25 protein-coding genes and 1 riboswitch are annotated in these 24262 nt (G+C 62.0%); of the genes, 12 read left to right on the forward strand and 13 right to left on the reverse strand.

Translation table 11 applies throughout. The features are described 5' to 3' along the window. The first annotated feature begins 3 nt into the window (after positions 1 to 3). A complete protein-coding gene (locus tag ACR3XE_RS02690) occupies positions 4 to 861 on the forward strand; it encodes a TauD/TfdA dioxygenase family protein (protein WP_473699124.1) in 858 nt (285 codons plus the stop codon). Positions 862 to 926: 65 nt separating this feature from the next. Here the strand turns inward: ACR3XE_RS02690 and ACR3XE_RS02695 are convergent, their stop codons facing one another. After that, positions 927 to 1844 carry a hypothetical protein gene (locus tag ACR3XE_RS02695; RefSeq protein ID WP_473699123.1) on the reverse strand — a complete coding sequence of 306 codons (918 nt, stop codon included), beginning with the start codon at positions 1842 to 1844 and terminating at the stop codon, positions 927 to 929. 93 nt (positions 1845 to 1937) lie between these two features. Between ACR3XE_RS02695 and ACR3XE_RS02700 the strand changes: the two genes are divergently transcribed. Continuing rightward, a complete protein-coding gene (locus ACR3XE_RS02700) occupies positions 1938 to 2582 on the forward strand; it encodes a DUF2726 domain-containing protein (RefSeq protein WP_473699122.1) in 645 nt (214 codons plus the stop codon). 106 nt (positions 2583 to 2688) lie between these two features. Here the strand turns inward: ACR3XE_RS02700 and ACR3XE_RS02705 are convergent, their stop codons facing one another. The 3 genes from ACR3XE_RS02705 to thiC are packed head-to-tail and all read right to left on the reverse strand — an operon-like array spanning position 2689 to position 6127. Continuing rightward, complete coding sequence (locus ACR3XE_RS02705; RefSeq protein WP_473699121.1) at positions 2689 to 3321, reverse strand: alpha-ketoglutarate-dependent dioxygenase AlkB family protein; 633 nt, start codon at positions 3319 to 3321, stop codon at positions 2689 to 2691. Then, positions 3318 to 4178, reverse strand: coding sequence for a class I SAM-dependent methyltransferase (locus ACR3XE_RS02710; RefSeq protein ID WP_473699120.1), 861 nt, complete (start codon positions 4176 to 4178; stop codon positions 3318 to 3320). The genes ACR3XE_RS02705 and ACR3XE_RS02710 overlap by 4 nt, the downstream gene beginning before the upstream one ends. A gap of 44 nt (positions 4179 to 4222) precedes the next feature. Further along, a complete protein-coding gene (gene thiC / locus ACR3XE_RS02715; protein WP_473699119.1) occupies positions 4223 to 6127 on the reverse strand; it encodes a phosphomethylpyrimidine synthase ThiC in 1905 nt (634 codons plus the stop codon). 36 nt (positions 6128 to 6163) lie between these two features. Beyond that, positions 6164 to 6269, reverse strand: a riboswitch (TPP riboswitch). A gap of 32 nt (positions 6270 to 6301) precedes the next feature. Between thiC and ACR3XE_RS02720 the strand changes: the two genes are divergently transcribed. Next, a complete protein-coding gene (locus ACR3XE_RS02720; protein WP_473699118.1) occupies positions 6302 to 6889 on the forward strand; it encodes a uracil-DNA glycosylase family protein in 588 nt (195 codons plus the stop codon). Between the two features lie 19 nt (positions 6890 to 6908). On the opposite strand, the gene ACR3XE_RS02725 is transcribed toward ACR3XE_RS02720, so the two are convergent. Then, on the reverse strand, positions 6909 to 7913 hold the full coding sequence (locus ACR3XE_RS02725; RefSeq protein WP_473699117.1) for a MipA/OmpV family protein: 1005 nt from the start codon (positions 7911 to 7913) through the stop codon (positions 6909 to 6911). A 192-nt stretch (positions 7914 to 8105) separates the two neighbouring features. Here ACR3XE_RS02725 and dxs point away from each other — a divergent pair, with 192 nt between their 5' ends. Next, entirely contained in the window at positions 8106 to 10031 is a 1926-nt protein-coding gene (gene dxs / locus ACR3XE_RS02730; protein ID WP_473699116.1) for a 1-deoxy-D-xylulose-5-phosphate synthase, read from the forward strand. 113 nt (positions 10032 to 10144) lie between these two features. Here the strand turns inward: dxs and ACR3XE_RS02735 are convergent, their stop codons facing one another. Genes ACR3XE_RS02735 through purE form a run of 7 tightly spaced genes read right to left on the reverse strand, consistent with a single transcriptional unit; the run spans position 10145 to position 17348 of the window. After that, complete coding sequence (locus ACR3XE_RS02735) at positions 10145 to 10561, reverse strand: DUF3035 domain-containing protein (RefSeq protein ID WP_473699115.1); 417 nt, start codon at positions 10559 to 10561, stop codon at positions 10145 to 10147. Positions 10562 to 10588: 27 nt separating this feature from the next. Beyond that, complete coding sequence (lspA, locus tag ACR3XE_RS02740; protein ID WP_473699114.1) at positions 10589 to 11116, reverse strand: signal peptidase II; 528 nt, start codon at positions 11114 to 11116, stop codon at positions 10589 to 10591. Beyond that, entirely contained in the window at positions 11113 to 14292 is a 3180-nt protein-coding gene (locus ACR3XE_RS02745) for an isoleucine--tRNA ligase (protein ID WP_486185892.1), read from the reverse strand. Before ACR3XE_RS02745 ends, lspA begins: the two co-directional genes overlap by 4 nt. A 58-nt stretch (positions 14293 to 14350) precedes the next feature. Then, positions 14351 to 15280, reverse strand: a complete 930-nt coding sequence (locus ACR3XE_RS02750) for a bifunctional riboflavin kinase/FAD synthetase (protein ID WP_473699113.1) — start codon at positions 15278 to 15280, stop codon at positions 14351 to 14353. Next, the gene (locus ACR3XE_RS02755) at positions 15277 to 15777 is read right to left on the reverse strand and encodes a dihydrofolate reductase (RefSeq protein ID WP_473699112.1); all 501 of its coding nucleotides are present in this window, start codon (positions 15775 to 15777) and stop codon (positions 15277 to 15279) included. The genes ACR3XE_RS02750 and ACR3XE_RS02755 overlap by 4 nt, the downstream gene beginning before the upstream one ends. Next, positions 15774 to 16847, reverse strand: a complete 1074-nt coding sequence (locus ACR3XE_RS02760; RefSeq protein ID WP_486185893.1) for a 5-(carboxyamino)imidazole ribonucleotide synthase — start codon at positions 16845 to 16847, stop codon at positions 15774 to 15776. The genes ACR3XE_RS02755 and ACR3XE_RS02760 overlap by 4 nt, the downstream gene beginning before the upstream one ends. A 3-nt stretch (positions 16848 to 16850) precedes the next feature. Further along, on the reverse strand, positions 16851 to 17348 hold the full coding sequence (gene purE, locus ACR3XE_RS02765; protein ID WP_473699111.1) for a 5-(carboxyamino)imidazole ribonucleotide mutase: 498 nt from the start codon (positions 17346 to 17348) through the stop codon (positions 16851 to 16853). Positions 17349 to 17545: 197 nt separating this feature from the next. On the opposite strand from purE, the gene ACR3XE_RS02770 reads away from it, so the two are divergent. From ACR3XE_RS02770 to ACR3XE_RS02780, 3 genes are read left to right on the forward strand one after another with little or no spacing between them, the layout of a single operon-like run. Further along, entirely contained in the window at positions 17546 to 18193 is a 648-nt protein-coding gene (locus tag ACR3XE_RS02770) for a GGDEF domain-containing protein (RefSeq protein ID WP_473699110.1), read from the forward strand. Between the two features lie 52 nt (positions 18194 to 18245). Then, positions 18246 to 18575 carry a hypothetical protein gene (locus ACR3XE_RS02775; protein WP_473699109.1) on the forward strand — a complete coding sequence of 110 codons (330 nt, stop codon included), beginning with the start codon at positions 18246 to 18248 and terminating at the stop codon, positions 18573 to 18575. Between the two features lie 15 nt (positions 18576 to 18590). Then, a complete protein-coding gene (locus ACR3XE_RS02780) occupies positions 18591 to 19154 on the forward strand; it encodes a TMEM165/GDT1 family protein (protein WP_473699108.1) in 564 nt (187 codons plus the stop codon). 85 nt (positions 19155 to 19239) lie between these two features. On the opposite strand, the gene ACR3XE_RS02785 is transcribed toward ACR3XE_RS02780, so the two are convergent. Continuing rightward, the gene (locus ACR3XE_RS02785) at positions 19240 to 19992 is read right to left on the reverse strand and encodes a cold-shock protein (protein ID WP_473699107.1); all 753 of its coding nucleotides are present in this window, start codon (positions 19990 to 19992) and stop codon (positions 19240 to 19242) included. A gap of 263 nt (positions 19993 to 20255) precedes the next feature. Between ACR3XE_RS02785 and ACR3XE_RS02790 the strand changes: the two genes are divergently transcribed. From ACR3XE_RS02790 to ACR3XE_RS02810, 5 genes are all read left to right on the forward strand, one after another. After that, positions 20256 to 20873 (forward strand): ribonuclease D, encoded by a 618-nt coding sequence (locus ACR3XE_RS02790; protein WP_473699106.1) that lies wholly within the window; start codon positions 20256 to 20258, stop codon positions 20871 to 20873. Positions 20874 to 20893: 20 nt separating this feature from the next. Further along, positions 20894 to 21532, forward strand: coding sequence for an LPS export ABC transporter periplasmic protein LptC (locus tag ACR3XE_RS02795; protein ID WP_473699105.1), 639 nt, complete (start codon positions 20894 to 20896; stop codon positions 21530 to 21532). Then, positions 21529 to 22098, forward strand: coding sequence for an LptA/OstA family protein (locus ACR3XE_RS02800; protein WP_473699104.1), 570 nt, complete (start codon positions 21529 to 21531; stop codon positions 22096 to 22098). The genes ACR3XE_RS02795 and ACR3XE_RS02800 overlap by 4 nt, the downstream gene beginning before the upstream one ends. Positions 22099 to 22225: 127 nt before the next feature. Beyond that, positions 22226 to 22384: a hypothetical protein gene (locus tag ACR3XE_RS02805; RefSeq protein WP_486185894.1), complete on the forward strand. Its 159-nt coding sequence runs from the start codon at positions 22226 to 22228 to the stop codon at positions 22382 to 22384. Positions 22385 to 22447: 63 nt separating this feature from the next. Then, positions 22448 to 24259, forward strand: coding sequence for an ABCB family ABC transporter ATP-binding protein/permease (locus ACR3XE_RS02810; RefSeq protein WP_473700384.1), 1812 nt, complete (start codon positions 22448 to 22450; stop codon positions 24257 to 24259). Positions 24260 to 24262 lie beyond the last annotated feature (3 nt).

Here is a 24262-nt window from a genome sequence, read left to right on the forward strand (position 1 = left end):
ACCATGAACCATCCTGCATCGCAGCGCGCCTTCACGCGTCTTACGGTCACACCCATGACCCCCACCATCGGTGCCGAGATTTCGGGCATCGACCTGTCCGTGGAACAGGATGAGGCCGTGATCACCGAAGTGCGCGCCGCCCTGTTGGCGCATAAGGTCATCTTTTTCCGCGATCAGCCGATCACCCCGGCGCAGCATATCGCCTTTGCGCGGCGCTTTGGCACGTTGGAGATTCACCCCGCGACACCAAAGGATCAGGAGAATCCAGAGGTTTTGCACATCGCCCACGGCCCCGATTCGCGGGGACAGGAGAATTTCTGGCATTCGGACGTCACCTGGCGCGCCGAACCGTCGCTGGGGTCGATCCTGCGCGCGCTGGAGGTGCCCGACACGGGTGGCGACACTTTGTTCGCCGACATGGCGGCGGCGTTTCGTGCCCTGTCGCCCGCGATGCAGGACATGCTGCGCACGATGACCGCCGTGCATGACATTGCCCGCGTCTTTGCCAAAAGGCTGGGCAAGAGCGTCGAGGAGCTGCACGAAAAATATCCGCCGCAGGTCCATCCCGTTGTGCGCACCCACCCCGAAACCGGCGAGCAGGCGCTGTACGTCAACACCGCCTTCACCAGCCATATCGAGGGCTTGTCCGACAAGGAAAGCGCCGCGCTGTTGTCGCACCTTTATGCCCAAGCCGCGCTACCCGAACGCCAGTGCCGGTTCCGCTGGCGCGCGGGCTCGATCGCCTTTTGGGACAATCGCGCCGGACAGCATTATGCCGCGTCCGATTATTTCCCCGCCATACGCCGGATGGAGCGCGTGACCATCGCGGGCGACCGCCCGTTCTACAAGGACGAACGCTGAGGCGGAGAGCCTAAATGACCTGCGCGCCGCCCGGCCAAATCCGGCGAAAGGTCACAAAGGTCACACTAGGCACCCCCTCTGTTGCCCTCTTCTGCGTCCGCTGAGTCCTCGTCCCACACCTCGTTCTCGTCCGCGTCCTCGTCCTCGTCCAGCGACTCGGCGTCGGGGTGGGGCGGGGTGAAGGGGTCTCCGCCGGCTTCGATGCGCGCCAGCTCATCATCGACCTGCCGCCTAAATTCCCCGTCCTTGAGCTTGGTTACGTCGACGCCCTGCGATTTCTGTCGCTGGATGACCGAGATGCCGGCAAGGATATAGGCGTCGGTCTCCTCTGCGGTCGGGCGTTTGGGCCGGTTGGCGACCTCTTCGGCCAACGCCGCCTCTTCATCGGTCAGCCACTCGGTCGGGTCGGGTTCGACCTCGCGGTCGATGATCGCGCCCGTATCGCGGTCCCACGCATCCTCGGCGACATGGTTCATCCAGCGGTCGAGGGCGAAGGCATTGGCATCGGGGCGGCGGCGCGGTTCGCGGCGGTCGCGCCATTTGCCATAGGTGTCGGGGTCGCGATAGCGTAGCAGGAACATCGTCAACCGCTCGTCATAATATCGCCGCTCGCCCACTTGTTCGCCCTGAAAAAAGACCGGGCGGGTGACACCGTTCAGCGCGCGCGAAAAGGCGGCGTCGGACAGGCGGCGCACCCCGTAATCGAGCGCCGCCTCCCACGCGGCACGAAAGCTGTAGGCATCGACGCGGCGGCGGAGGCGATAGGCGGTCGAGGGCGACTGGCCGACGCGCTCACACGCCTCTGTCACACAGGCACATTCGGCCAGCGCCTCGATAAAGGCGACCTGTTTGTCGGGCGTCCAGCCGTCGGTGCGTTCGCGCGGGGAGGCGGGGATGAAACGGGGCACCGAACCAAGCGTGCGCGTGTTGTCGGGCAGCTTGAGGCGCTTTTTGGTGATGCGGATGGGTTTGTGCTTGCTCATGGATTAGTATGGAGCACAGCGGAACAATGTAGGACAGGGGTTTTTTTGGGGGGCATAGGTAATGGTAACCATTGCCGGTTTATCCTATCGCCCATGCCCGTCGAGATTTTGGCCCTGTTCGACAAACCGTTGCTGCTGGCCCTTGTGCTGGCGGCGGGGGCGGCGATCGGGGTGGGGGCCGAGCGCATCGGCGAAAGCTGGAATCGGGCCGATCGGCGGCAGCGTTGGCTGGCGCGCAAAGGGCGGGGCCGGTGGCAGCGCGGAAACGCCAAGTTTGCGCCCGATTCGTCCGCAGTAAAACCCTATGATCCGGTCGTCACCGCCGCCGAGCAGTTGCGCGTGGTGATGGAGGCGAAATTCACCGCGCGCCCGCTGCTCAACGCGGGCGAGCGGCGCTTGCTGACGGTGCTCGACAAGGCGCTGGCCGAGGAAAGCCCCGGCTGGCGCGCCATGGGGCAGGTGTCGCTGGGCGAGATTTTGGCGAGCCCCGACGAGGCGGCCTTTTTTGCGGTCAATTCAAAGCGGGTCGATTTGCTGATCGTCGACGCCGACTGCCGCCCGCTGCACGCGGTCGAAATGCAGGGCAAGGGGCATCACAAAAGCAAAAACACCGCCGCGCGCGACGCGGTGAAACGCGAAGCGCTACGCCGCGCAGGCATCGGCTATGCCGAGGTGGTCAGCGGCGATACGCCTGCGGAAGTGCGGGCGATGGTGCGGAAGTTGGTGGGGCGGAATTAGTATAGTGTCCCCGGAATTTTCTAGTGTCCCCGGAATTTTCCGGAATTTTCCGGAATTTTCTAGTGTCCCCGGAATTTTGCCGGAATTGGAATTGAAGCTTTAGTGTTCACCTGACACCGCAATCAGAACTGAATATAGTCCGGAATGTTAGATTTACCCGAGGCCCGCATGGTTCAGTCTGCTTGTTAATTCCGTGCTTCCAGAAATGCTGAGTTTTCCCCTTCATCAAAAGCACTGACCCCGAGGTCAGTGGAATTTTTTTAACAGGGATTTCCTTTTTGAATTTATGTTTCATACGAAAAATTCTGGTTGCACCGAAAGTAAGTGACGCAATTGTGGGTTCACGTCCCAGCTCTTTTTCATCATCGCTGTGGAAACCCATACTGTCGTTATGGTCGCGATAAAGATTGAGAAAGACTGCATTAAAGGTGGATTCCGTGCAATCTTCAATACGCCGTTTCACTTCGCGGAGCAGGTCGGTCCAAGGCAAGGGATGAAGACTGATTCCAGAATAATCATACCGCATACCCGGATCGCCGTACAGTGCCACAAGTCTGGGTTGCTGATGCTCTTTTCCATAAACTCTTACCGCCTCTTGGCGCCAGATTGTTTGATCCATCAGCTTCCTGAGCATAACTGGATAATCAACCGGCATCTCGATTTCATGCAGGATTGATACGTCTCCATCCTGTATGGGAATTGGTTCAAATTGACGATCAAGAGTAAACAAATCTCTCATGTTGATGTCCGAATGATCAATTTCGAAACTGCGCGAAGCTCAGTCCTCGGCCGCCAATCAAGCGCTTTTTCCAAAACGCCAAATGTGCCTACCAAATCCAGCAACTCAAAATCGATGGGATTTCCATCGTCAGATTTTTGCATCAACCCTTTCACAAGCTTACAGGATTGAAAATATTGGATGAAAATTGGATGTAGATTGTCAATAAACAGAATCTTTGACCCCAGTTTCAAGCTGGTAAGTATGGTACGAAAATTTTCCGATATTTTTTCTCTTTTCTCTAATTTTGCTAGTTCCGACATGATGTAACTAAAAATAACGAGATCAGCTTCTGAGAGGTCAATTTTCTCCATCTTTCGCTGATTGGCAGCATCGACGCTTTGATATTCCACCTCTACATCAATGTCAGTACCAAGCGATGCGATTACATCGTCTGCTACGTTCTCCCAATCGCCATCCTTATCATATACCACATAGCGAATTGTGTTCACAGCTTCCCCAGAAGCTGCATCCTCAAGATACCTAATGAGGCCAACAAGTTCGCTTGCCGGACCGCCACCAAAGCTTGCGACGTTAATAACCCCCTTTCCGAAAAGCGTTTTACCCAACGCTTCTCGATGCCGCATCAGAAACTGCCGAGTATACTCGGCTCGCGTTGGTGCATAAGCAAAGACATAGGCCGTCCGTGCGCTTAGCGACGAGTAGTCAATTGGATCGCGGTCGGGTTCGTCCAATGAAGCATAAGCCTGTTTGAATTTTTCCCTACGCTTAGCAAGTCTTACAAACCATTCGCCGCCAAATTTTTTCTTGCCCGTCGCATGCAAATTGCGAAGGGCGAGTTCAAAGACTTCAAGCATATTAGTTCTCATTATGTTCTCATATCACGGGCTTAAGCTGTTAGTCAATCATGCTCCCGATCACCCGCGCCCATATACAGCTCGCTGCCCTTTTCTTTGAACAGCTCGCTCATTTCCTGCATCCCTTGTTCGGCTTCTTCGACGCTTTTGGGGGCGAACATCAGGTCGCTGTTGGGGTTGTTCGCGGCGAACTCACGGACCTCTTGTGAAATCTTCATCGAGCAGAATTTGGGGCCGCACATGCTGCAGAAATGGGCGGTTTTGGCGCCTTCCGCAGGCAAGGTCTGGTCGTGGTACTGCTCCGCCGTGTCGGGGTCTAGGCTCAGGTTGAACTGGTCGCGCCAGCGGAATTCGAAGCGCGCTTTCGATAGCGCGTCGTCGCGGACTTGGGCGGCGGGGTGGCCCTTGGCGAGGTCGGCGGCGTGGGCGGCGAGTTTGTAGGTGACGACGCCGACTTTGACATCGTCGCGGTCGGGGAGGCCCAGATGCTCCTTGGGCGTGACATAGCAAAGCATCGCGGTGCCGTACCAGCCGATCTGCGCCGCGCCGATGCCGCTGGTGATATGGTCATAACCGGGCGCGATGTCGGTGGTGAGGGGGCCGAGGGTATAGAAGGGCGCTTCGCCGCAGGCTTCGAGCTGCTTTTCCATATTCTCCTTGATCTTGTGCATCGGGACATGGCCCGGCCCTTCGATCATCACCTGCACATCCTGTGCCCAGGCGCGCTTGGTGAGTTCGCCCAGCGTGTAGAGCTCGGCAAATTGCGCCTCGTCATTGGCGTCGTAAATGCTGCCGGGGCGCAGGCCGTCGCCAAGGCTGTAGGCGACGTCATAGGCCTTCATAATCTCGGTAATCTCGTCGAAGCGTTCGTAGAGGAAGCTCTCCTTGTGATGCGCGAGGCACCATTTCGCCATGATGCTGCCGCCGCGCGACACGATGCCGGTCATGCGCTTGGCGGCGAGGGGGACATAGGGCAGGCGGACGCCGGCGTGGATGGTGAAATAGTCGACGCCCTGTTCGGCCTGTTCGATCAGCGTGTCGGCGAAAATTTCCCACGTCAGGTCTTCGGCGACGCCGCCGACCTTTTCCAGCGCCTGATAGATGGGGACGGTGCCGATGGGGACGGGGCTGTTGCGGATGATCCATTCGCGCGTATCGTGGATGTTGCGGCCGGTCGACAGGTCCATGACCGTGTCGGCGCCCCAGCGGATCGACCACACCATCTTGTCGACTTCGGCCGCGACGTCGGACGCCACCGCGCTGTTGCCGATATTGGCGTTGATCTTGACGAGGAAGTTGCGGCCGATGGCCATCGGTTCGGATTCGGGGTGGTTGATGTTGTTGGGGATGATGGCGCGGCCTCTTGCCACTTCGTCGCGGACGAATTCGGGGGTGACATAGTCGGGGATCGACGCGCCAAAGCTTTCGCCGTCGCGTTTATACTCGGCCTTGCGGGCGCGGCCCAGATTCTCGCGCTCGGCGACATATTCCATTTCGGGGGTGATGATGCCTTTGCGGGCGTAATACATCTGGCTGACGTTATGGCCGGGTTTGGCGCGCAGCACCTGGCGGCGGACGTTGGGGAAGGGGGCGACGCCTCCGCTGCGGTCGGGGCCAAGCTGGCCGTTATCCTCGGGCCGCACTTCGCGCTGGATGACTTCGGTCACGTCGCCGCGGTCGCGGATCCAGCTGGCGCGCAGTTCGGGAAGGCCGGCGTTGATGTCGATGGTGGCGTCGGCGTCGGTATAGGGGCCGCTGGTGTCATAGACGCGGACGGGAGCTTCGTCACAGTGCGGGTCGAGGCTGATCTCGCGCATCGCGACGCGGATGCCGCTGCCGGTCTGGGCGGCGACGTGGATCTTGCGGCTGCCACGGATCGGGCCGGTGGTGACGCCGATAGTGCCCTTGGGGGGTGTGGCGGCTTCGATGTGGCTGTCTATATCGGCCATGATTACGCTCTCCATCGGCGGAAAAGCGGGGGCGGGGTTCTGGTGCCGCTCCCTCCCTCCGCCCGTGTTAACGGGGTCAGGTTCAACGGGTCGTAGGGTGCGAAACCCACCTCTCAGCCAAGCGGCTCCCCGGGGATGTTGTATTGATAGGGCGCGCGGGTAAGACTGTCCAGCATGGCGACCGAGACTCTGCCCGAATTGCTGGTGCGTATCCGCGCCTGCACTGTCTGCGCCGCGCATCTGCCCTGCCCGCCGCGCCCGATTGTGCAGGCGGGGGCGGGGGCGCGCATCCTGATTATCGGGCAAGCGCCGGGGACGCGGGTGCAGGAGTCGGGGGTGCCGTGGGATGACGCCAGCGGGGCCAGACTGCGCGAATGGACGGGGATCAGCGATGCGGATTTTTATGATGCCGACAAGGTCGCGCTGATGCCGATGGGGTTTTGCTTTCCCGGCACCGGCAAATCGGGCGACAATCCGCCGCGCCCCGAATGTGCGCCGCTGTGGCACGCGCCTTTGCGCGCTTCGCTGCCCAATATTGCGCTGACCCTGCTCGTCGGATCGCACGCGCTGCCATATTATTGGCGGGAAAAGCCCAAGCGGTCGATGACCGCGATGGTGCGCGATTATGCCGATGCGCCCGAGGGGCTGTTCCCGCTGCCGCACCCCAGCTGGCGCAGCACGATCTGGATGCGCAAGAACCCGTGGTTCGAGGCCGAGGTGCTGCCCGAACTGCGGCGGCGGGTTGCGGCGGCGCTGGGCTGAAGCGGCGCGTCAGCCGCCCCTAAAAATTATAGGCGAACCCGGCGCCCGCGATCCATTGGTCGGCATCCCCCGCGATGCGGACGATGGGCGAGTCGGCAAAGCGGCCCCCGATGCGGCCATATTGCGCGCCGCCGATGAGGACGAAGCCCTTTCGCAAATCGCCCGACAGCGCATAGGCGCCCGCCGCGCCGAACGTATATTTGCCGATAACCGCCCGCGTGCCAGCGCGACTGTAAACGGGAAGGCCGCTCGCGGCGCTGCCTGCGGTATCGATGTCATAATAATAACGGCCATAGCCCTTGCCATAGACGTTGAAAGAGGCCGATACGCCCAGATAGCTGCGCTTGGACAGCGGAGTGCCATATTCGATTGTTGGCGACATAACCCAGCTTTTGTGACGTCCCGATATGTCATAGAGGCCGACGAGGCGCAGCCCGATCTGATCATAGTTGCCGGTGAAAACGCCGCTATGGGTGACACCCGCCGATACGCCCGCCTCCACCGCCAGCTTGCGCTTGCCGAGCGTGTTGACCGCCGCATCGCCGGTGTTGCCATTGCGTTCGGCACGCAGGTTGATGATCGGTCCCAATTTCCAGTCGGTGCGCGCGCCGCGTCGCTGGCGCAGCAGGTCGACCTGTAAATTGGTGCCGCGGGTTGAAAAGGCAAAACCGTCCACCCGCCCGCGCAGGTAAAATCCGGGGAGCCATTTGCGGTCGTCCGAACCATCATAGCTGGGTGCGTTGACCGCCCCGACCGCGACCGCCAGATAGTCGCGCGCCCAGCGACGGCTGTCCGGCTCTGGCGCCGGGATCGGCATTATGGTTTCGGACGGCAGGTTTTGGGACGGTGGGTTCGGGCTGCCCTCCGCCGCGCCAACCGCCAGCGTCACATCTGCGAGTATCGCCGGGTCATAATAGAGCGTTGGCTCAGCCGCCTGTGCCGGTGCCATAACGCATAAAGCCAGAGTGGCGACAGCGAGGAAAGGCGCGTCGCGAAGACGCAGGGCGGGAGGGGGTTTTGACATGGGCATGGGCAACAGCGTTCCTGCTTTCTTGCCCCTCGGACCCATGTGTAAGTGATTGTCGCAGCGATGGAAAGGGGGGAACAGTCGTTTCGCCCTGACCCCATAATGGGGCGGCCCGCCCTATCGGTGTGCCAGATGTGTGCCTCCCCCTTTTTGTTCGACAGTTTCTTTGGTTACCGGTATGGCGGTCCCATGACCGATCGACCTACGACCCCGTTGCTCGACACGGTGGATGTCCCCGCCGACCTGCGCAAATTACGTCCCGAACAGCTTCCGCAGCTGGCCGATGAATTGCGCAAAGAGATGATTGCCGCGGTTGGCGTCACCGGCGGCCATCTGGGCAGCGGACTGGGTGTGGTCGAACTGACCACCGCTATTCATTATGTGTTCGATACGCCGCGCGACCGGCTGGTCTGGGATGTCGGCCATCAATGCTATCCGCACAAGATTTTGACCGGACGCCGCGACCGGATTCGCACCATCCGGCAAGGCGGCGGGCTGAGCGGCTTTACCAAGCGCAGCGAGAGCGAATATGATCCGTTCGGCGCCGCGCACAGTTCGACAAGCATTTCGTCGGCGCTGGGCTTTGCGGTTGCCAACAAGCTGAAGGACCAGCCGGGCCGCGCGATTGCGGTCATCGGCGACGGGTCGATGTCGGCGGGCATGGCCTATGAGGCGATGAACAATGCCAAACAGGCGGGCAACCGGCTGATCGTCATATTGAACGATAATGACATGTCGATCGCGCCGCCGGTCGGGGGACTGAGCGCCTATCTGGCGCGGCTGGTGTCGTCGCGCCCCTTTATCGAATTGCGAGAGATTGCGCGGCGTTTCGCGCGCAAATTGCCCGATCCGCTGCACAAGGCTGCGCGGAAAACCGATGAATTTGCCCGCGGCATGGCGATGGGCGGGACATTGTTCGAGGAGCTGGGGTTTTACTATGTCGGCCCGATCGACGGGCATAATCTGGAGCATCTGATTCCGGTGCTGGAGAATGTCCGTGACAGCGACCATGGGCCGGTGCTGATCCATGCCGTCACCAAAAAGGGCAAGGGCTATGCCCCTGCCGAAGCCGCCGCCGACAAATATCATGGCGTCCAGAAATTCGATGTCATTACCGGCGTGCAGGCCAAATCGCCGCCGGGGCCGCCGTCGTACCAGAATGTGTTCGGCGAAACGCTGGCCAAGCTGGCCGAAACCGATCCGCGCATTGTCGCGATTACCGCCGCCATGCCGTCGGGCACCGGCGTCGACAAATTTGCAAAAGCGCATCCGGCGCGCACCTTTGACGTCGGGATTGCCGAACAACATGCGGTGACCTTTGCCGCCGGACTGGCGGCGCAGGGGATGCGGCCGTTTGCGGCGATTTATTCGACATTTCTCCAGCGCGCCTATGACCAGGTGGTCCATGATGTCGCGATCCAGAATCTGCCGGTGCGCTTTGCGATTGACCGCGCGGGCCTGGTCGGGGCCGACGGATCGACGCACGCCGGATCGTTCGATGTGACCTATCTTGCGACTCTGCCCAATTTCGTTGTCATGGCGGCGGCGGACGAGGCGGAGCTGGTCCATATGACCTACACGGCTGCCGAATATGACGATGGCCCGATTGCGTTCCGCTATCCGCGCGGCGGCGGCACGGGTGTGGCTTTGCCGGACGTTCCCGAACGGCTTGAAATCGGCAAGGGGCGCGTGGTGCGCAGCGGCAAGACGGTCGCGATCCTGTCGCTCGGCACGCGGCTGGCCGAGGCGATGAAGGCGGCGGAGACGCTGGAGGCACGAGGCCTGTCGACCAGCGTCATCGACCTGCGCTTTGCCAAGCCGCTCGACGAGGACTTGATCCGCAAGGCGCTGGCCAACCACGAGGTTTGTGTGACCATCGAGGAAGGCAGCATCGGCGGGCTTGGCGCGCATGTGCTGACGCTCGCGAGCGACGAAGGGCTGATCGATGCGGGGTTGAAACTGCGCACGATGCGCCTGCCCGATGCGTTTCTGGATCAGGACAAGCCCGACCTGCAATATGACACCGCCGGTTTGAACGCGCCGCAGATTGTCGACACGGTGCTAAAGGCGCTGCGCCACAACAGCGCGGGCGTGGAGGCGGGGGTTCGGGCCTAAGGGGCCTTCCGGACTCATTCCCTTTGTTAGCCAAAGAAAAAGGGCGGCCATTGGCCACCCTCTTGTCTCTCTGCGTTCTGCGCGTCTCCGCCTGAACAAATGTCTTTGCAGCCTTAGGCTCCCGGAATCGCCGCCTGTGCGTCGCGGCCATCGCCTTCGGGGGCGCTGAGGATGTCGCGGGTGACGAGGCCTTTGTCGACGACCTGCGTGTCGGGGCTGCCGACTTCGCTGCGGATGCCGGGGTCGGAGTCGAGCTTGCCGGCGCTGCCGACAACGGCGGCTTCACTGGCGCTGCGGGCGCTGGGGCCGCCGAACAGGGCGCGGAGCGTTTGCTGCGCGGTTGATTCGGTGCCCGGACGTGCGGCGCCCGGTGCGGGCGGAACCAGCGAATAGTCGGGCGGTACGACGAGCGGCGCCTGACGCGACACCGCCATTTCGTCGGGGCGGTCGCGGCCGAAAAGGCCGGTCGAGCCGCAGCCCGTCAGGGTCATGGCGGCCGCAATAGCTGCGGCAATGGCAATCTTGTTCATGGTCATATTCACTCCTCGATCGCCCCGTTATTCACTGGCGGATTTGGCTTCCGCGTCTGGCGCCTTTTCGCGCAACAACAGCGCGCGCGCAACCAGCAAAAGCACACCGATGGTAATCCCCGCATCGGCGACGTTAAAAATCAGGAAGGGGCTGAAATCCCCGAAATGCAAATCGGCATAGTCGACGACAAAGCCGTGGCGGATGCGGTCGACGATATTACCGATCGCGCCGCCCAAAATCAGCGCCAGCGCAAACACATCGCCCTTGGCCTTTTCGCGCATCATCCAGATGGCGACGGCAATCGCGACGCTGGCGGTGATCGCCACCAGCGTCCAACGCTGGCCGTCGCTGCAGTTGGAGAAAAGCGACAGCGAAATCCCGCAATTTTCGGCCCAGTGCAGCCGGAAAATCGGCAACAGGTCGATGATGCCCTGCGGCTGCGTCTTGAGCGACAACGGGACAAGCACAACCCATTTCGCCAGCTGGTCAAGCAGGAAAACGACGGCGGCAATGATGAGGCCAAAGCGGATATAGGGCGAACGCTGGGTGGTCATGCCGGGTTCAATAGCGTGTCGCAGCGATTGCACAAGTCGCCGTCGGCAGCGATTTCGGGCAGGTGCCGCCAGCAACGCCCGCATTTGTGGTTTTCGGTGCGGGTGACGGTGAGCGCATCGCCGCTGCGCGCCGCCGAAACGATGAAGACCTCTTCCAGATCAGCGGTGTCGAGCGCGGGGTCGGGGATGGTGACCTCTGCTTCGAGGCTCGACCGAATGGTCTTTTCGCGGCGGAAAGGCTCGATGGCTTCGGTGACGGCTTCGCGCTGGGTACGGACCTTTGCCCATTTTTCAGCGAGTTCCGTGTTCCCGCGAAGGCGGGAACCCAATTCCGATTGGTTCGGACTTGCGCCAGCAGATGATGGGCTCCCGCCTTCGCGGGAGAACGGCAGTTTTGGCCATTCGAGGAGGTGGACCGATCCCGCGTCGGGATAGCGCGTTCCCCACACTTCTTCGGCGGTGAACACCAGCACCGGGGCGGCATAGCGGACCAGCGCGTGGAACAATGTGTCGAGGACGGTGCGATAGGCGCGGCGCTTGTCGGTGCCGAGCGGTGCGGCGGGGCCGATGTCGCAGTAGAGGCTGTCTTTGCGGATATCGAAGTAAAAGGCCGACAGATCCTCGTTGCAGAAATCGGACAGGCTGCGGGTGTAGCTATTGAAGTCGAAGTCATCGACCGCGCGGGCCAGCTTGGCATCAAGGTCGGCGAGCAGGCTGAGCATATAGCGTTCGAGTTCGGGCATCGCCGATACGTCGCTGATGCGTTCCTCTTCGCTGAAACCTTCCAATGCGCCGAGCATGTAGCGGAAGGTGTTGCGCATCTTGCGATACTGGTCGGACACGCCTTTCAGGATTTCGTCGCCGATGCGGTGATCTTCGGTGAAATCGACCGACAGCGCCCACAGGCGGATGATGTCGGCACCGCTGGTTTCCATGATTTTGAGCGGGCTGATCGTGTTGCCGAGCGATTTCGACATTTTGAAGCCCTTGGCATCCATGGTGAAGCCGTGGGTGAGGACGGCTTTATACGGCGCGCGGCCCCGCGTGGCGCAGCTTTCGAGCAAGCTCGACTGGAACCAGCCGCGATGCTGGTCGCTGCCTTCCAGGTAGAGATCGGCGCTGTGGGTCGATCCGTCGCGGCGGGTCAGCGCGGGCCATCTGCCGCTTTCGAGGACGAAGGCGTGGGTGCAGCCCGAATCGAACCAGACGTCGAGAATGTCGGTGACGCGTTCATAATCGGCGGCGTCATAGTCGGGGCCGAGATAGTCCTGCGCGCGCGCGTCGCTCCACGCATCGACGCCGCTTTCCTTCACCGCCGCGATGATGCGGTCGTTGACGGCGGTATCGCAAAGATAATGGCCCGATTTGCGGTGGACGAACAGCGTGATCGGGACGCCCCACGCGCGCTGGCGCGACAGCACCCAGTCGGGGCGGCCCTCGACCATGCTGCCGATGCGGTTGCGGCCCTTGGGCGGGACAAAGCGGGTGTCGGCGATGGCGCGCATCGCTATTGCACGCAGCGTTTCGCCGTCGCCTTGTGCGGCGCGGATGTCGGCTTCGGCGGCGCAGCGCGGGGTGTCGTGATCGACGATCTTGTCCATCGGCACAAACCATTGCGGGGTGCAGCGATAGATGACCTTCGCCTTTGAGCGCCAACTGTGCGGGTAGCTGTGTTTGTAATCGGCGCTGGCCGCGAGCAGCCCGCCCGATTCGCGCAGATCGGTGCAGATCGGGCCGTCGGGGGCGTTGAATTTCGCATTGATGACGCTGCCCAGCCCGCCGAGCCATGCCCAATCTTCGCGATATTTGCCGTCGCCCGTTACCGCGAACACGGGGTCGATGCCGTTTTCTTTGCAGAGGTCAAAGTCGTCTTCGCCATGGTCGGGCGACATATGGACGAGCCCGGTGCCGCTGTCGGTGGTGACGAAATCGCCCGCGAGGAAGGGGCGGGGACGGAGGTAGAATTCGGCGAGGGGGGAATCGGGGTGGATGGTGGCGGGGGTATCAAGCCCCTCCCCTTCAGGGGTGGGGTTGGGGTGGGGGGTACCGGTTTGCGCTGCGCCATCCCGCGAGCCCCCACCCCCGGCCCCTCCCCTGAAGGGGAGGGGGGAGAAGAGGTTCGCCATCGGGTGGCGGGCGATGGTGCCGGCGAGGTCGGAGCCTTTGCCATGCCAGTCATCAACATCTACAAGCCCGGCTCCCGGCCAAAACTCTCTTAGTCGACTTTCAAACCCTGCCTTGAGAGCATTGTCGTCAGCGATAAGCACTTTGACGTCGTTGAGAGCTTGCCACGAAGGGTGTTCGGGAGCCGCAGTTGTATCGTGGCCGGTAAGAGACACGGCAATTCGATACAGTCGATACTCAATATCCGCTCCATAAGCCAAAGCCTGATTGACCGGAATCGTCCACGGCGTCGTTGTCCAGATCACGGCAGATACTTTTTCACCGCTGTCGATCATGGCTTGAATGTTAGGAGCATTCGGAGCTTCCACAATCTCGAACGCCACATCAATCTGCGTGCTCGTGATATCCTCATATTCAACCTCGGCCTCAGCCAAGGCCGTTTTTTCGACCGGCGACCACATCACCGGCTTTGACCCGCGATAGAGCTGGCCGCTCTCGGCGAACTTCATCAGTTCGGCGACGATGGTGCCTTCGGCTTCGGCGTCCATGGTGAGATAGGGGTTGTCCCAGTCGCCGCCGATGCCGAGGCGTTTGACCTGTTCGCGCTGGACGTCGACCCAATGCTGGGCATAGGCGCGGCATTCGGCGCGGAATTCCTCGACCGGCACCTCGTCCTTGTTCAGCTTTTTCTTGCGATATTGTTCCTCGACCTTCCACTCGATCGGCAGGCCGTGGCAGTCCCAGCCGGGGACGTAGGGCGCGTCCTTGCCTTTGAGCGTCTGGGTGCGGACAACCATGTCCTTCAGGATATGGTTGAGCGCATGGCCGATGTGCATGTCGCCATTGGCATAGGGCGGGCCGTCGTGGAGGATGAACTGGTCGCGGTCCTTGCGGGCTTCGCGAATCTGCCCTTCCAGATTTTGCTCCTGCCATTTGGCGAGGATGAGCGGTTCCTTTTGCGGCAGACCGGCCTTCATCGGAAAGTCGGTCTTGGGCAGGAACACGGTGTCGCGATAGTCGCGCGTTTCTTTGGCGGGGGCGCTGTCGGTCATAATGAGGCGGCGCTTAGCCTAATTTTGGTGCAGCGCAAAGAAATTGGGCGCGCGGGGGTTAAAGGTCAGCGAGCCGCGCCCGCGCTTCGTCGCAATCCTGGGCCATTTGTGCCATCAGCGCGTCCAGACTGTCGAACTTTGACTCGCCGCGGATAAAGCTGTGCAATGCGACGTCGATTTCCTGCCCGTACAGATCCTCTGCAAAGTCGAAGAAATAGGGTTCGAGCAATTCCTTGGGCGGGTCAAAACTGGGGCGGATGCCGAGGTTTGCCGCGCCTTTGAGGGTGCGGCCATCTGGCAGGCGACCGGTGACGGCGTAAATGCCATAGCGCGGGCGCAAATAGCTGCCCATGTCGATGTTGGCGGTCGGAAAGCCGAGCAGACGGCCGTTCTTGTCGCCATGCTGCACCGTGCCTCTTATCGCGAAGGGGCGGGTCAGCAGGCGGGTTGCGGTGGCGCAATCGCCCGCTTGCAAGGCGGCACGGATGCGGCTCGACGAAATCACTTCGGTGCTGTCGTCGACCGGCGACACCATTTCGGTGAAAAAGCCGCGCGCGCGCGCCTGTTCGGCCAATGTGATGACAGTGCCGGTGCGGCCTTTGCCGAACACAAAGTCGCTGCCGGTCACAACCCCTGCCGCGCCAAAACGATCGAGCAGCAGGTCGGCGATAAAATCATCGGCGCTGGTCGCCGCGAGCGCGGCGTCGAACGACAGAACCAGCATCGCATCGGCCCCCGCGGCGGCGAACAGTTCCTGCCGTTGATCGAGGCTGGTGAGGCGAAAGGGCGGGACGTCGGGTTTGAAAAAGCGCACCGGATGCGGGTCAAAAGTGGCGACAATCGCCGGACGGCCTTCGTCCTTTGCATGGTGGACGGCGCGGCCGACGACCGCCTGATGGCCGCCATGGAAACCGTCAAAATTGCCGAGCGCGATCACCCCGTCGCGCAAGGGCGCGGCGATAGGATCATGGCCGTCGAGGCGGATCATGGTGCCTGTTTTTTTCTGACAAGGGTGACAAAGCTGAACGCCGGGCGTCCGGCCTCGGCGGGATGGTCCTCGCGCGCCGTTTCTTGCCAATGCTGTGGGTCGGCGGCTGGGATGGTCGCGTCGCCCGCCGGTTCCAGTGCGACCTCGGTCAATTCGATACGGTCGGCGAGCGGCAGGAACAGCGCGTAAATCTCTGCCCCGCCGATCACCATGACGTGCGGCGCATTGGCAAGGCGCAGCGCCTCTTCGACGCTGTGCGCGACTTCGGCGCCGTCTTCGGTCCAGTCGGTGTCGCGGGTCAGCACTATGTGACGGCGCCCGTCGAGCAGCGACGGCAGGCTGTCAAACGTCTTGCGCCCCATGATCATCGGGCGGCCCGTCGTGATCTGTTTGAAGCGGCGCAGATCAGCGGGCAGATGCCAAGACATCCGGCCCTTGTCGCCGATGACGCCATTCGCCGCCCGGGCAAGGATCATGGTGATTTCAGGCCGGTTCATAGCGCATCGGTCCCGACCCAAGTGGCATGACCAAGCTTGCGGCCCGCGCGCACCTCTGCCTTGCCATAATGGTGCAAATGACAGGCGGGGTCGGAGAGCAATTGGGGACTTTGGTTGATAGCATCGCCGATCAGGTTGCGCATGGTGACAGGAAGCTGGGTGGTCGCGGTGTCGCCGAGTGGTAGGCCGCCGACGGCGCGGATATGATTTTCGAACTGGCTGGTGACCGCGCCCTCGATTGTCCAATGGCCGCTATTGTGAACGCGCGGGGCCATTTCGTTGAAGATCGGCCCGTCGCCGGTCGCGAAAAATTCGCCGGTCAGCACGCCGACATAATCGAGCGCGTCGCCGATACGGCGCATTAGCTCGCGCGCTTCTCCTTGTTGTTCTGTGACCTCGCGCGGCGCGGGCAAGCTTGATGTCGATAATATGCCGCCCTGATGGACATTGACCGGGCTGTCCCAGAACCGCGTTTCGCCGTCGATGCCGCGGACCAGCAGCACCGAAAATTCATGCGCGAAGCCCACAAAGCCTTCTAATATGGCGTCATGGCGTCCGATGCTTTGCCACGCTTCGTCGGCGTCGGCGGGTGATTTCAGCCGCGCCTGTCCCTTGCCATCATAGCCCATACGCACGGTTTTGAGGATCGCGGGGGTGCCAATTTCGGCCACCGCCGTGTCGAGAGCGGCGCGGTCGGGGGCGGGGGCAAAGGGGGCGGTGCGCCCACCAAGGTCGGCGACAAAGCGCTTTTCGGCCAGCCGGTCCTGCGCGATCTCCAGCCCCTTTGCGCCGGGGCGCACCGCGACATGGCCCGACAGATAGCGCACCGTATCAACCGGCACATTTTCAAATTCCAGCGTCACGACGTCGCAGCTGCTGGCAAAGGCGGCGAGGCGCGATTCATCATCCCAGGCGGCATGGGTGACATGCGCGGCGACATGGCCCGCGATGCTGTCCGATTCGGGGGCGTAGATATGGACCTGATAGCCCAGCTGTGCCGCCGAAACGGCGAGCATCCGGCCCAACTGGCCACCGCCCAAAATGCCGATGGTCGAACCGGGTTCCAGCAAGCCCTAAGCCTCTTTATTGGGGGTTGCGGTGACGCTGGCCGATTGTGCTTCGCGCCACGCATCAAGCCGTGTGGCGAGCGCGTCATCGTCATTGCTCAACTGCGCGGCGGCGAACAGCGCGGCGTTGATCGCCCCCGCCTTGCCGATGGCAAAGGTGGCGACGGGAATTCCGCCGGGCATCTGGACGATCGACAGCAGGCTATCCATGCCATTCAGCGCCGCCGACTGGATGGGGACGCCGAGCACCGGAACGCGCGTCATCGACGCGACCATGCCGGGCAAATGGGCGGCGCCGCCCGCCCCCGCGATAATGGCTTTCAGGCCGCGCCCGGTTGCCGATTTGGCATAGGAAACCAGGCGGTCGGGGGTGCGGTGCGCCGACACAATCTGCACCTCGTGCGCAATGCCCAATATGGTCAGTAAATCAACGGCATGGGCCATGGTGGCCCAATCGGACTGGCTGCCCATGATAACGCCGACCCGTGGCGTGCTGTTGCCCATGCCCCAAACTCCTGACCTGTCGGCGGACCAAGGTGAATTGCCGCCGCAGGCCATCCCCTAGCGGGTCGCTGGGTCGCGGGCAACGCTGCCCAAAAACTTCGCCCGTTTACCGATTGGTATTATGTCGCTTCTAAGACATTTGCAGGCGCCGGGTCATTGCGATGATGTGGCGCGTGGATCAGCGGCGGGGAAGCGGCATGGAGAGTAGCGGAGCGGCACGAATCGCGGTCGATTTGACCAGCGAAACGGTTGCCGACTCAATTCAGGATCAGCTGCGCGATTTGCGCCGCGAACGCGACGCGTTGCGGCGGGAAAACCGTGTCCTCAAGATCGCCGTGGCCGAGCTTGAGCGCGTGTCCGAGCGCGATACGCTGACCCCGCTATATAATCGTCGCTATTTCCTGACCGCCATCCACCAACGCATTGCCCAATTTGAACGGACCCGCGAAGGCGCGGCGATTGTCTATGCCGACGTCAACCAGCTGAAGGCCATCAACGACTGTTTCGGCCATGCGGCGGGCGATTTTGCGCTGATGGAGATCGCCAACCGCCTGGCCGCCTCGATCCGCGCCACCGATGTCGCGGCACGCATCGGCGGCGATGAATTCGGCCTGATTCTCGATCAGTCGAGCGAAGCAGGCGCGCGGGCACAGGTTGGGCGGCTCGAAAGCGTTTTGACCGATACTCCGGCGATATTTGACGGTCAGGCAATTGAGCTATCGGCCTGTTTTGGCATCGCGATGCTAAGCGCCGATATGACCGAATCCGACATATTGGCCGCCGCCGACCACGATATGTACCGCGCCAAACTCGACGCCGCCGCCGCGTCGCGCGGGCAGCGCTAACCACCTATTAACCAAACAGGCGCATCTTCCATCCATCGACGGGGGAAAGATCATGGCCACCAATATCGAAACCGCGCAGGAAAACCGTAGCATCCTGACTCACCGCATTGGCGAGCTCGCCCATGCCTTGCCGCATTGTGCGCTGCCGCAACTGGTCAGCGGAGTCGACGACATTCGCTGTTTTGCCCGCGATCACGGCTTTGCCGTGGTCGAGACACTGGCCAGTCGGCTAGAATCGGCGATTGCCGCAGGCGGCTATCGCGCTGCGGTGCTGAGCTATCTTGATGCGATGAGCGATGCGGCTGCCGACCGGCCGGGACCGTTGCCCGCCGCCGCGCAAGAGGCGTGGCTGGCTTCGGTCGCCGTGCGCCTCGGCGCCTAAACAGGTTTATCGGCCATGGATGCAATCATGGTCGCCATGGTGGCGGTGTTGCTCGCCAATGCCGATGGACGCAGCGGACGCTTGCTCGCGCTGCTTCTGGCCGCCCGCACCGACACGCGGCGGGCGCTGATATTTTTCTTTGGTAGTTTCATCGTCAACGCGGTCTTTTCGGCGATTGCCGGAACCATCGCCGACCGCATGATCGGGCAAGGCGTGCTGACATTATTTGTGGCATTTGCGCTGCTGACAGCGGCGGTCGGCCTCTTGTGGCGCGGGCGGTTGACGCTGGCCGCCGATTCGATTGTTGACGCTGGCCCGACACGGCTGGCGGTCACTTTGCTGTTGTCGCAATTTGGTGACCGTAGCCAGTTTCTGATCGCGGCGCTGGCGGCGACGTCTGGCGCCGGTTTGTGGGCAGCGGCGGGGGGCAGTGTCGGCTGGGCGATCGCGCTGATGCCCTTTGTCGCCTTTGGTCCTGCGCTGGCCGAACAGCGGGCCGCTTTGTGGCTGCGCTGGGCTTGCGCGGCAGTTCTGGCCTTTTGGGGACTGCGTAGTGCCATGGCCGCCTTTGGCATGTGAAGCCGCAACGCGGTCGCATCAAAGTTTTAACCGCATAAAAAAGGGGACGCCACACGGGCGCCCCCTTTTTCAGATAGGCGGACTATTAGTCCTGATGCGGCTGGATGTTGACCGCGGCAAATTTGCCCCGATCATCCACCTCGATGTCAAAGACAACGCGGTCGCCTTCGTCGAGGCCGGTCATCCCGGCGCGCTGAATGGCGCTGATGTGAACAAAGGCGTCGGCCTGATTGTCATCGCGGGCGATAAAGCCGAACCCTTTGGTCGTGTTGAAGAATTTTACCGTTCCCGACGTGCGTTCGCCGGTCAGCTGGCGATGGCCGCGTGCGCCGCGTGGCGCGTCGCCGCGATCCTGACGCGGGGCATGGTCTTCGACCGGCATGGGTTCGCCCTCGATCTTGAGATCGATGGCCGACACCTTGCCATTGCGTTCGACGAGCGTGAAGCCGAGCGGCTGGCCCGACGCCAGGCCTTGCAGGCCGGCCTGTTCAACGGCGCTGATGTGTACGAACACATCTTCGCCGCCATCGTCGCGTGCGACAAAGCCAAAGCCCTTGCCGGGATTGAAGAATTTGACAACGCCCTGACCTTCGCCAACGACCTGCGCCGGCATCCCGCCGCCGCGTCCGCCACCGAAGCCACCGCCGCCCTGACGGTCGCCGCCACCAAAGCCGCCGGGCCGTTCGCCACCGCCACCACCACGGTCATCGCCAAAGCTGCGCCGCGGCGCGCTATAGCTGTCACCACCGAAAGGTGCCGGTTCAAAGCTGTCGAAATTGCCGAAATCATCGCGCCCGCGGCGCCCCCGATGGCCACGGCGATCCTTATTGGAACTCATAGTCTTGTATTCGCTTTCGGTTCGTCCACGCCCTGTCTAATCTGGTGCCTCGCGCCGGACGGGGACGCAATTCACCATGAGCACAGACTCGCCCCGTGCCGATACCAGCGTAATATATAGCCTAAAACGCTGTTCACCGCGACAATAAAATTCCATGCGACATATCGGATGAAAGCGGCTGCGTCCGTGGCCTTGCAGGGGCGATGGCGCGTGCAACGAAACCAGTCATTGAGCACCGCGACAGCATCGCCTAAGGCGGGTTCATGACAGTCTATTTCCACGAAGAAGATTTGCCCGAGGGCGCGCTTGGCCCGGGGGCTGTTGCCGTCGATACCGAAACCATGGGGCTTAACCCCCTGCGCGACCGATTATGTCTGGTTCAGATCAGCGACGGATCGGGCGACGAGCATCTGGTCCGCTTTTCCCCCGGCAGTGCCTTTGACGCGCCGGTGCTCAAGGCGATATTGACTGATCCCAAGCGGTTGAAACTATTCCATTTTGCGCGTTTCGACATTGCCGCCTTGCAACAGGCGCTGGGCGTTGTGACGGCACCGGTTTATTGCACCAAAATCGCCTCGCGCCTGATCCGCACCTATACCGACCGGCACGGGCTGAAAGAATTGGTGCGCGAACTGGTCGGGCAAGAGGTGTCAAAGCAACAGCAGTCGAGCGATTGGGGTGCCGCAGATCTGAGCGACGCGCAGCGGGATTATGCGGCTAGTGATGTTCGTTTCCTTCACCGTATGAAAGAGGTGCTCGACGAGCGGCTGGCGCGTGAGGGGCGGAGCGAGATGGCGCAGGCCTGTTTCGATTTTCTGCCGACCCGCGCCGCGCTCGATCTGGCCGGTTGGCCCGAAACCGACATTTTTGCGCATAGCTGAGCGAATCGGAAAAGCACGCCATGTCCGAACGCGCCGAATTTGATCGCAACCTGCGCCAGCTCTGGGCCGCCACCGGGTCGAGCCATGATCGCGTCGTGCGTATTTTGCGCTTCGGATTGCCCGCCGTCATCGGGGTGATCGCGGCGGTATTGATCTTCTCCCCCTTTGCCCAACGCGCCGAGGTCAGTTTCTTGCTGAGCAAGGACAGCGTCGAGGTGGCGAAGGAACGGATGAAGGTGACGCGCGCCGAATATCGCGGACAGGACAGCAAGGGACAGCCCTTTGCGTTGGTCGCGGGCAGCGCGGTACAGAAAAGTTCTGCCGAACCGGTGGTCGAAATGAACGATCTGTCGGGTGCGATTCGCCTGGCCGATGGCCCCGCGACGATTGTCGCCGCGCATGGCAGCTATAATATGGACAGCGAAAGCGTCGCTGTGCCGGGCGCGGTGACGGTCAAAAGCGCCGACGGCTATTCACTGCTGGCGAGCAACGTCAGTCTGGATTTGAAAAAGAGGGCGCTGACCGGCACCGGCGGCGTCAATGGCGTTATGGATCTGGGGCGCTTTTCCGCCAATCAACTCTACGCCGATCTGGACAAGCGGACCGTGCGGTTGCAGGGCAATGCCCGATTGCGCATCAATCAGGGAGTGGTCCGATGATCCGTCGTTCAAGCGTGGCGATTGCCAGTGCCAGTTTTGTCATGTCCGCGCTGGCGCTGCTCGCGACCGGATCGGCGGGCGACAGCGCGCAGGCACAGGCGCTGGCCAATCATAACAGCAATGCCCCCGTCGATTTCGCCGCCAACAGCATCGAAGTGCAGGACCGGTCCGACCGCGTGGTCATCGCCGGCAATGTGAAGGTGACGCAGGCGGGGCTGACGCTGACGGCCGACCGCATGACGGTTGCCTATACCCGCGCGGGCAGCACCGACGTCAACCGCATGGACGCCACCGGCGGCGTCGTCGTGACCAAGGGCAATGAGCGCGCCACCGGCAATGTCGCCATTTATGATCTTAACCGGCGGCTGATCACGATGGTCGGCAATGTCGAACTGCGGCAGGGCGGCAACCGCCTGTCGGGCGGACGGCTGCTCATCGACCTCAACACCGGTCGTGCCACGGTTGACGGGCGCGGCGCCGCACGCGGGCCGGATGGTCAGGCGATCGAGGGCAGCAATGGCCGCGTGTCGGGCACCTTCACCGTCCCGAAACGGGACAATCCCTAAGATTCGGCGCAAGGCCGTTTTACATTTGGGTAAGCATTCCGCGCCATTTGTGTGGCGGGACCTTCGTCGATTTTAATCCGACTTGATTCGTGTGGGGCGGTTCAGGCGGCAGTCAAAGGCCCCGCGCATGTCCCCCCCCAACCATCAGCTACAAAGAAAACCGCTTGCGCCGTCGACCTTTGCCGCGCGCAATCCGGGGCCACCCAGTTCGGACGAGCAACGCCTGATCCGCCGCATCCTGTCGCGCGCCGGATATGAAGCGCCGCCGCGCCCCGATCCGTCATGACGGCGTGACGCCATAGGATGAAGCCGCTTGGCGTGGCGGCGCACCGTCCCTACATGGGCGCTGATGCCACCTGATACACTCACGTCCGCCGACGCCGGCAAGGAACCGCCGGTTCTCGCCACGCTGAAACGCTTTCTGCCCTATTTATGGCCCGCCGGACACGCCGGACATAAGGCGCGGATTATCGGCGCGGCCATGATCGTGCTGGCGTCAAAGGGCGTCCAGTTGTCGATGGGTTTCCTTTATGGGGCCGCCATCGACCGGATGAAGCCGGGGATGGAAGAGGGCGTGGCGCTCGCGATCGGGCTGGTCATTGCCTATGCCGGGGCGCGCTTTGCCGGTGTGTTGTTCGACAACCTCCGCAATGTCGTGTTCGAGCGTGTCGGGCAGGATGCGACCCGCGAGCTGGCGATTAGTGTTTTCACCCATTTGCACGCGCTGAGCCTGCGCTTTCACCTGGCGCGGCGGACGGGCGAGGTGACGAAGGTGATCGAGCGCGGGACCAAGAGCATCGACACCATGCTCTATTTCCTGTTGTTCAACATCGCGCCGACGGTGCTGGAACTGGCCGCCGTCATCATCATTTTTTACAGCAAGTTCAGTTTCGGGCTGGCCGCCGCAACGGCGGTCATGGTCGTTGCCTATATTATTTTCACGCGCAAAATCACCGACTGGCGCAACGCGCTGCGCACGCGGATGAATGATCTGGATACGCTGACCGTCGGGCGCAGCGTCGATAGTTTGCTCAATTATGAAACGGTCAAATATTTCGGCGCCGAAAAGCGCGAGGCCGACCGCTATGCCGGTGTCGCCAGCCAATATGCCGACGCCGCAGTCAAAAGCGAGAATAGCCTGGCGCTGCTCAACATCGGCCAGTCGTTCATCACCAACGCCGCGATGGCGGGGGCGATGGGCTATACGGTGTGGGGCTGGTCGCAGGGGATTTTCGGGGTCGGCGATGTCGTGCTGGTCAACACGCTGCTCGCACAACTGTTCCGCCCGCTCGACCTGCTCGGCATGGTGTATCGCATCATCCGGCAGGGCCTGATTGATATGGAGGCGATGTTCCGCCTGATCGACACCCCCAGCGAGATTGAGGATGCACCGGGCGCGACCGCGCTGGCGGTCGACGGCGCGGCGGTGGCGTTTGACAATGTGGTGTTCGGTTATGAATCCGACCGCACGATTTTGAACGGGGTCAGCTTTCGCGTCGAGGCGGGGCAGACACTGGCGATTGTCGGCCCGTCGGGCGCGGGCAAGTCGACCATCGCGCGGTTGCTGTTCCGATTTTATGACCCGCAAGGCGGGCGCATCACCATCGACGGACAGGATGTGAAGGCGGTGACACAGGCCAGCCTGCGCGCGCAAATCGGCATCGTTCCGCAGGACACGGTGCTGTTCAACGACAGCATCGGTTACAATATCGCCTATGGCCGCGAGGGCGCGAGCGTCGAGCAGATTGTCGCGGCGGCCGAGGGGGCGGCGATTGACCGCTTTATCGGCATTTTGCCGCAAGGATATGACACCGAAGTCGGCGAGCGCGGGCTGAAACTGTCGGGCGGAGAGAAGCAGCGCGTCGCGATTGCGCGGACGTTATTGAAAAACCCGCCGCTGCTGATTTTGGACGAGGCGACCAGCGCGCTCGACAGCCGCACCGAAGCCGCGATTCAGGAAACCCTCGACCGCATCGCCCAGCGGCGGACAACGCTGGTCATCGCGCACCGCCTGTCGACGGTGACGGGGGCGGACCGGATCATTGTGCTGGACAAAGGGAGCGTCGCAGAGACGGGGACGCATGAGGAGTTGTTGAGGGCGCGGGGGTTGTATGCGGATATGTGGGCGCGGCAGCAGGCGGAGAAGGATGAGGTGGGGTGAGGG

It is taken from the genome of Sphingopyxis sp. 10G20-10 (genome assembly GCF_057365075.1).

What these genes read in the sequence shown, in the direction of transcription:
- ACR3XE_RS02690 (WP_473699124.1), top strand. Translation starts at nt 4, where the DNA reads ATGAACCATCCTGCATCGCAGCGCGCCTTCACGCGTCTTACGGTCACA.
- ACR3XE_RS02695 (WP_473699123.1), bottom strand. Translation starts at nt 1,844, where the DNA reads ATGAGCAAGCACAAACCCATCCGCATCACCAAAAAGCGCCTCAAGCTG.
- ACR3XE_RS02700 (WP_473699122.1), top strand. Translation starts at nt 1,938, where the DNA reads ATGCCCGTCGAGATTTTGGCCCTGTTCGACAAACCGTTGCTGCTGGCC.
- ACR3XE_RS02705 (WP_473699121.1), bottom strand. Translation starts at nt 3,321, where the DNA reads ATGAGAGATTTGTTTACTCTTGATCGTCAATTTGAACCAATTCCCATA.
- ACR3XE_RS02710 (WP_473699120.1), bottom strand. Translation starts at nt 4,178, where the DNA reads ATGCTTGAAGTCTTTGAACTCGCCCTTCGCAATTTGCATGCGACGGGC.
- thiC (WP_473699119.1), bottom strand. Translation starts at nt 6,127, where the DNA reads ATGGCCGATATAGACAGCCACATCGAAGCCGCCACACCCCCCAAGGGC.
- ACR3XE_RS02720 (WP_473699118.1), top strand. Translation starts at nt 6,302, where the DNA reads ATGGCGACCGAGACTCTGCCCGAATTGCTGGTGCGTATCCGCGCCTGC.
- ACR3XE_RS02725 (WP_473699117.1), bottom strand. Translation starts at nt 7,913, where the DNA reads ATGTCAAAACCCCCTCCCGCCCTGCGTCTTCGCGACGCGCCTTTCCTC.
- dxs (WP_473699116.1), top strand. Translation starts at nt 8,106, where the DNA reads ATGACCGATCGACCTACGACCCCGTTGCTCGACACGGTGGATGTCCCC.
- ACR3XE_RS02735 (WP_473699115.1), bottom strand. Translation starts at nt 10,561, where the DNA reads ATGAACAAGATTGCCATTGCCGCAGCTATTGCGGCCGCCATGACCCTG.
- lspA (WP_473699114.1), bottom strand. Translation starts at nt 11,116, where the DNA reads ATGACCACCCAGCGTTCGCCCTATATCCGCTTTGGCCTCATCATTGCC.
- ACR3XE_RS02745 (WP_486185892.1), bottom strand. Translation starts at nt 14,292, where the DNA reads ATGACCGACAGCGCCCCCGCCAAAGAAACGCGCGACTATCGCGACACC.
- ACR3XE_RS02750 (WP_473699113.1), bottom strand. Translation starts at nt 15,280, where the DNA reads ATGATCCGCCTCGACGGCCATGATCCTATCGCCGCGCCCTTGCGCGAC.
- ACR3XE_RS02755 (WP_473699112.1), bottom strand. Translation starts at nt 15,777, where the DNA reads ATGAACCGGCCTGAAATCACCATGATCCTTGCCCGGGCGGCGAATGGC.
- purE (WP_473699111.1), bottom strand. Translation starts at nt 17,348, where the DNA reads ATGGGCAACAGCACGCCACGGGTCGGCGTTATCATGGGCAGCCAGTCC.
- ACR3XE_RS02770 (WP_473699110.1), top strand. Translation starts at nt 17,546, where the DNA reads ATGGAGAGTAGCGGAGCGGCACGAATCGCGGTCGATTTGACCAGCGAA.
- ACR3XE_RS02775 (WP_473699109.1), top strand. Translation starts at nt 18,246, where the DNA reads ATGGCCACCAATATCGAAACCGCGCAGGAAAACCGTAGCATCCTGACT.
- ACR3XE_RS02780 (WP_473699108.1), top strand. Translation starts at nt 18,591, where the DNA reads ATGGATGCAATCATGGTCGCCATGGTGGCGGTGTTGCTCGCCAATGCC.
- ACR3XE_RS02785 (WP_473699107.1), bottom strand. Translation starts at nt 19,992, where the DNA reads ATGAGTTCCAATAAGGATCGCCGTGGCCATCGGGGGCGCCGCGGGCGC.
- ACR3XE_RS02790 (WP_473699106.1), top strand. Translation starts at nt 20,256, where the DNA reads ATGACAGTCTATTTCCACGAAGAAGATTTGCCCGAGGGCGCGCTTGGC.
- ACR3XE_RS02795 (WP_473699105.1), top strand. Translation starts at nt 20,894, where the DNA reads ATGTCCGAACGCGCCGAATTTGATCGCAACCTGCGCCAGCTCTGGGCC.
- ACR3XE_RS02800 (WP_473699104.1), top strand. Translation starts at nt 21,529, where the DNA reads ATGATCCGTCGTTCAAGCGTGGCGATTGCCAGTGCCAGTTTTGTCATG.
- ACR3XE_RS02805 (WP_486185894.1), top strand. Translation starts at nt 22,226, where the DNA reads ATGTCCCCCCCCAACCATCAGCTACAAAGAAAACCGCTTGCGCCGTCG.
- ACR3XE_RS02810 (WP_473700384.1), top strand. Translation starts at nt 22,448, where the DNA reads ATGCCACCTGATACACTCACGTCCGCCGACGCCGGCAAGGAACCGCCG.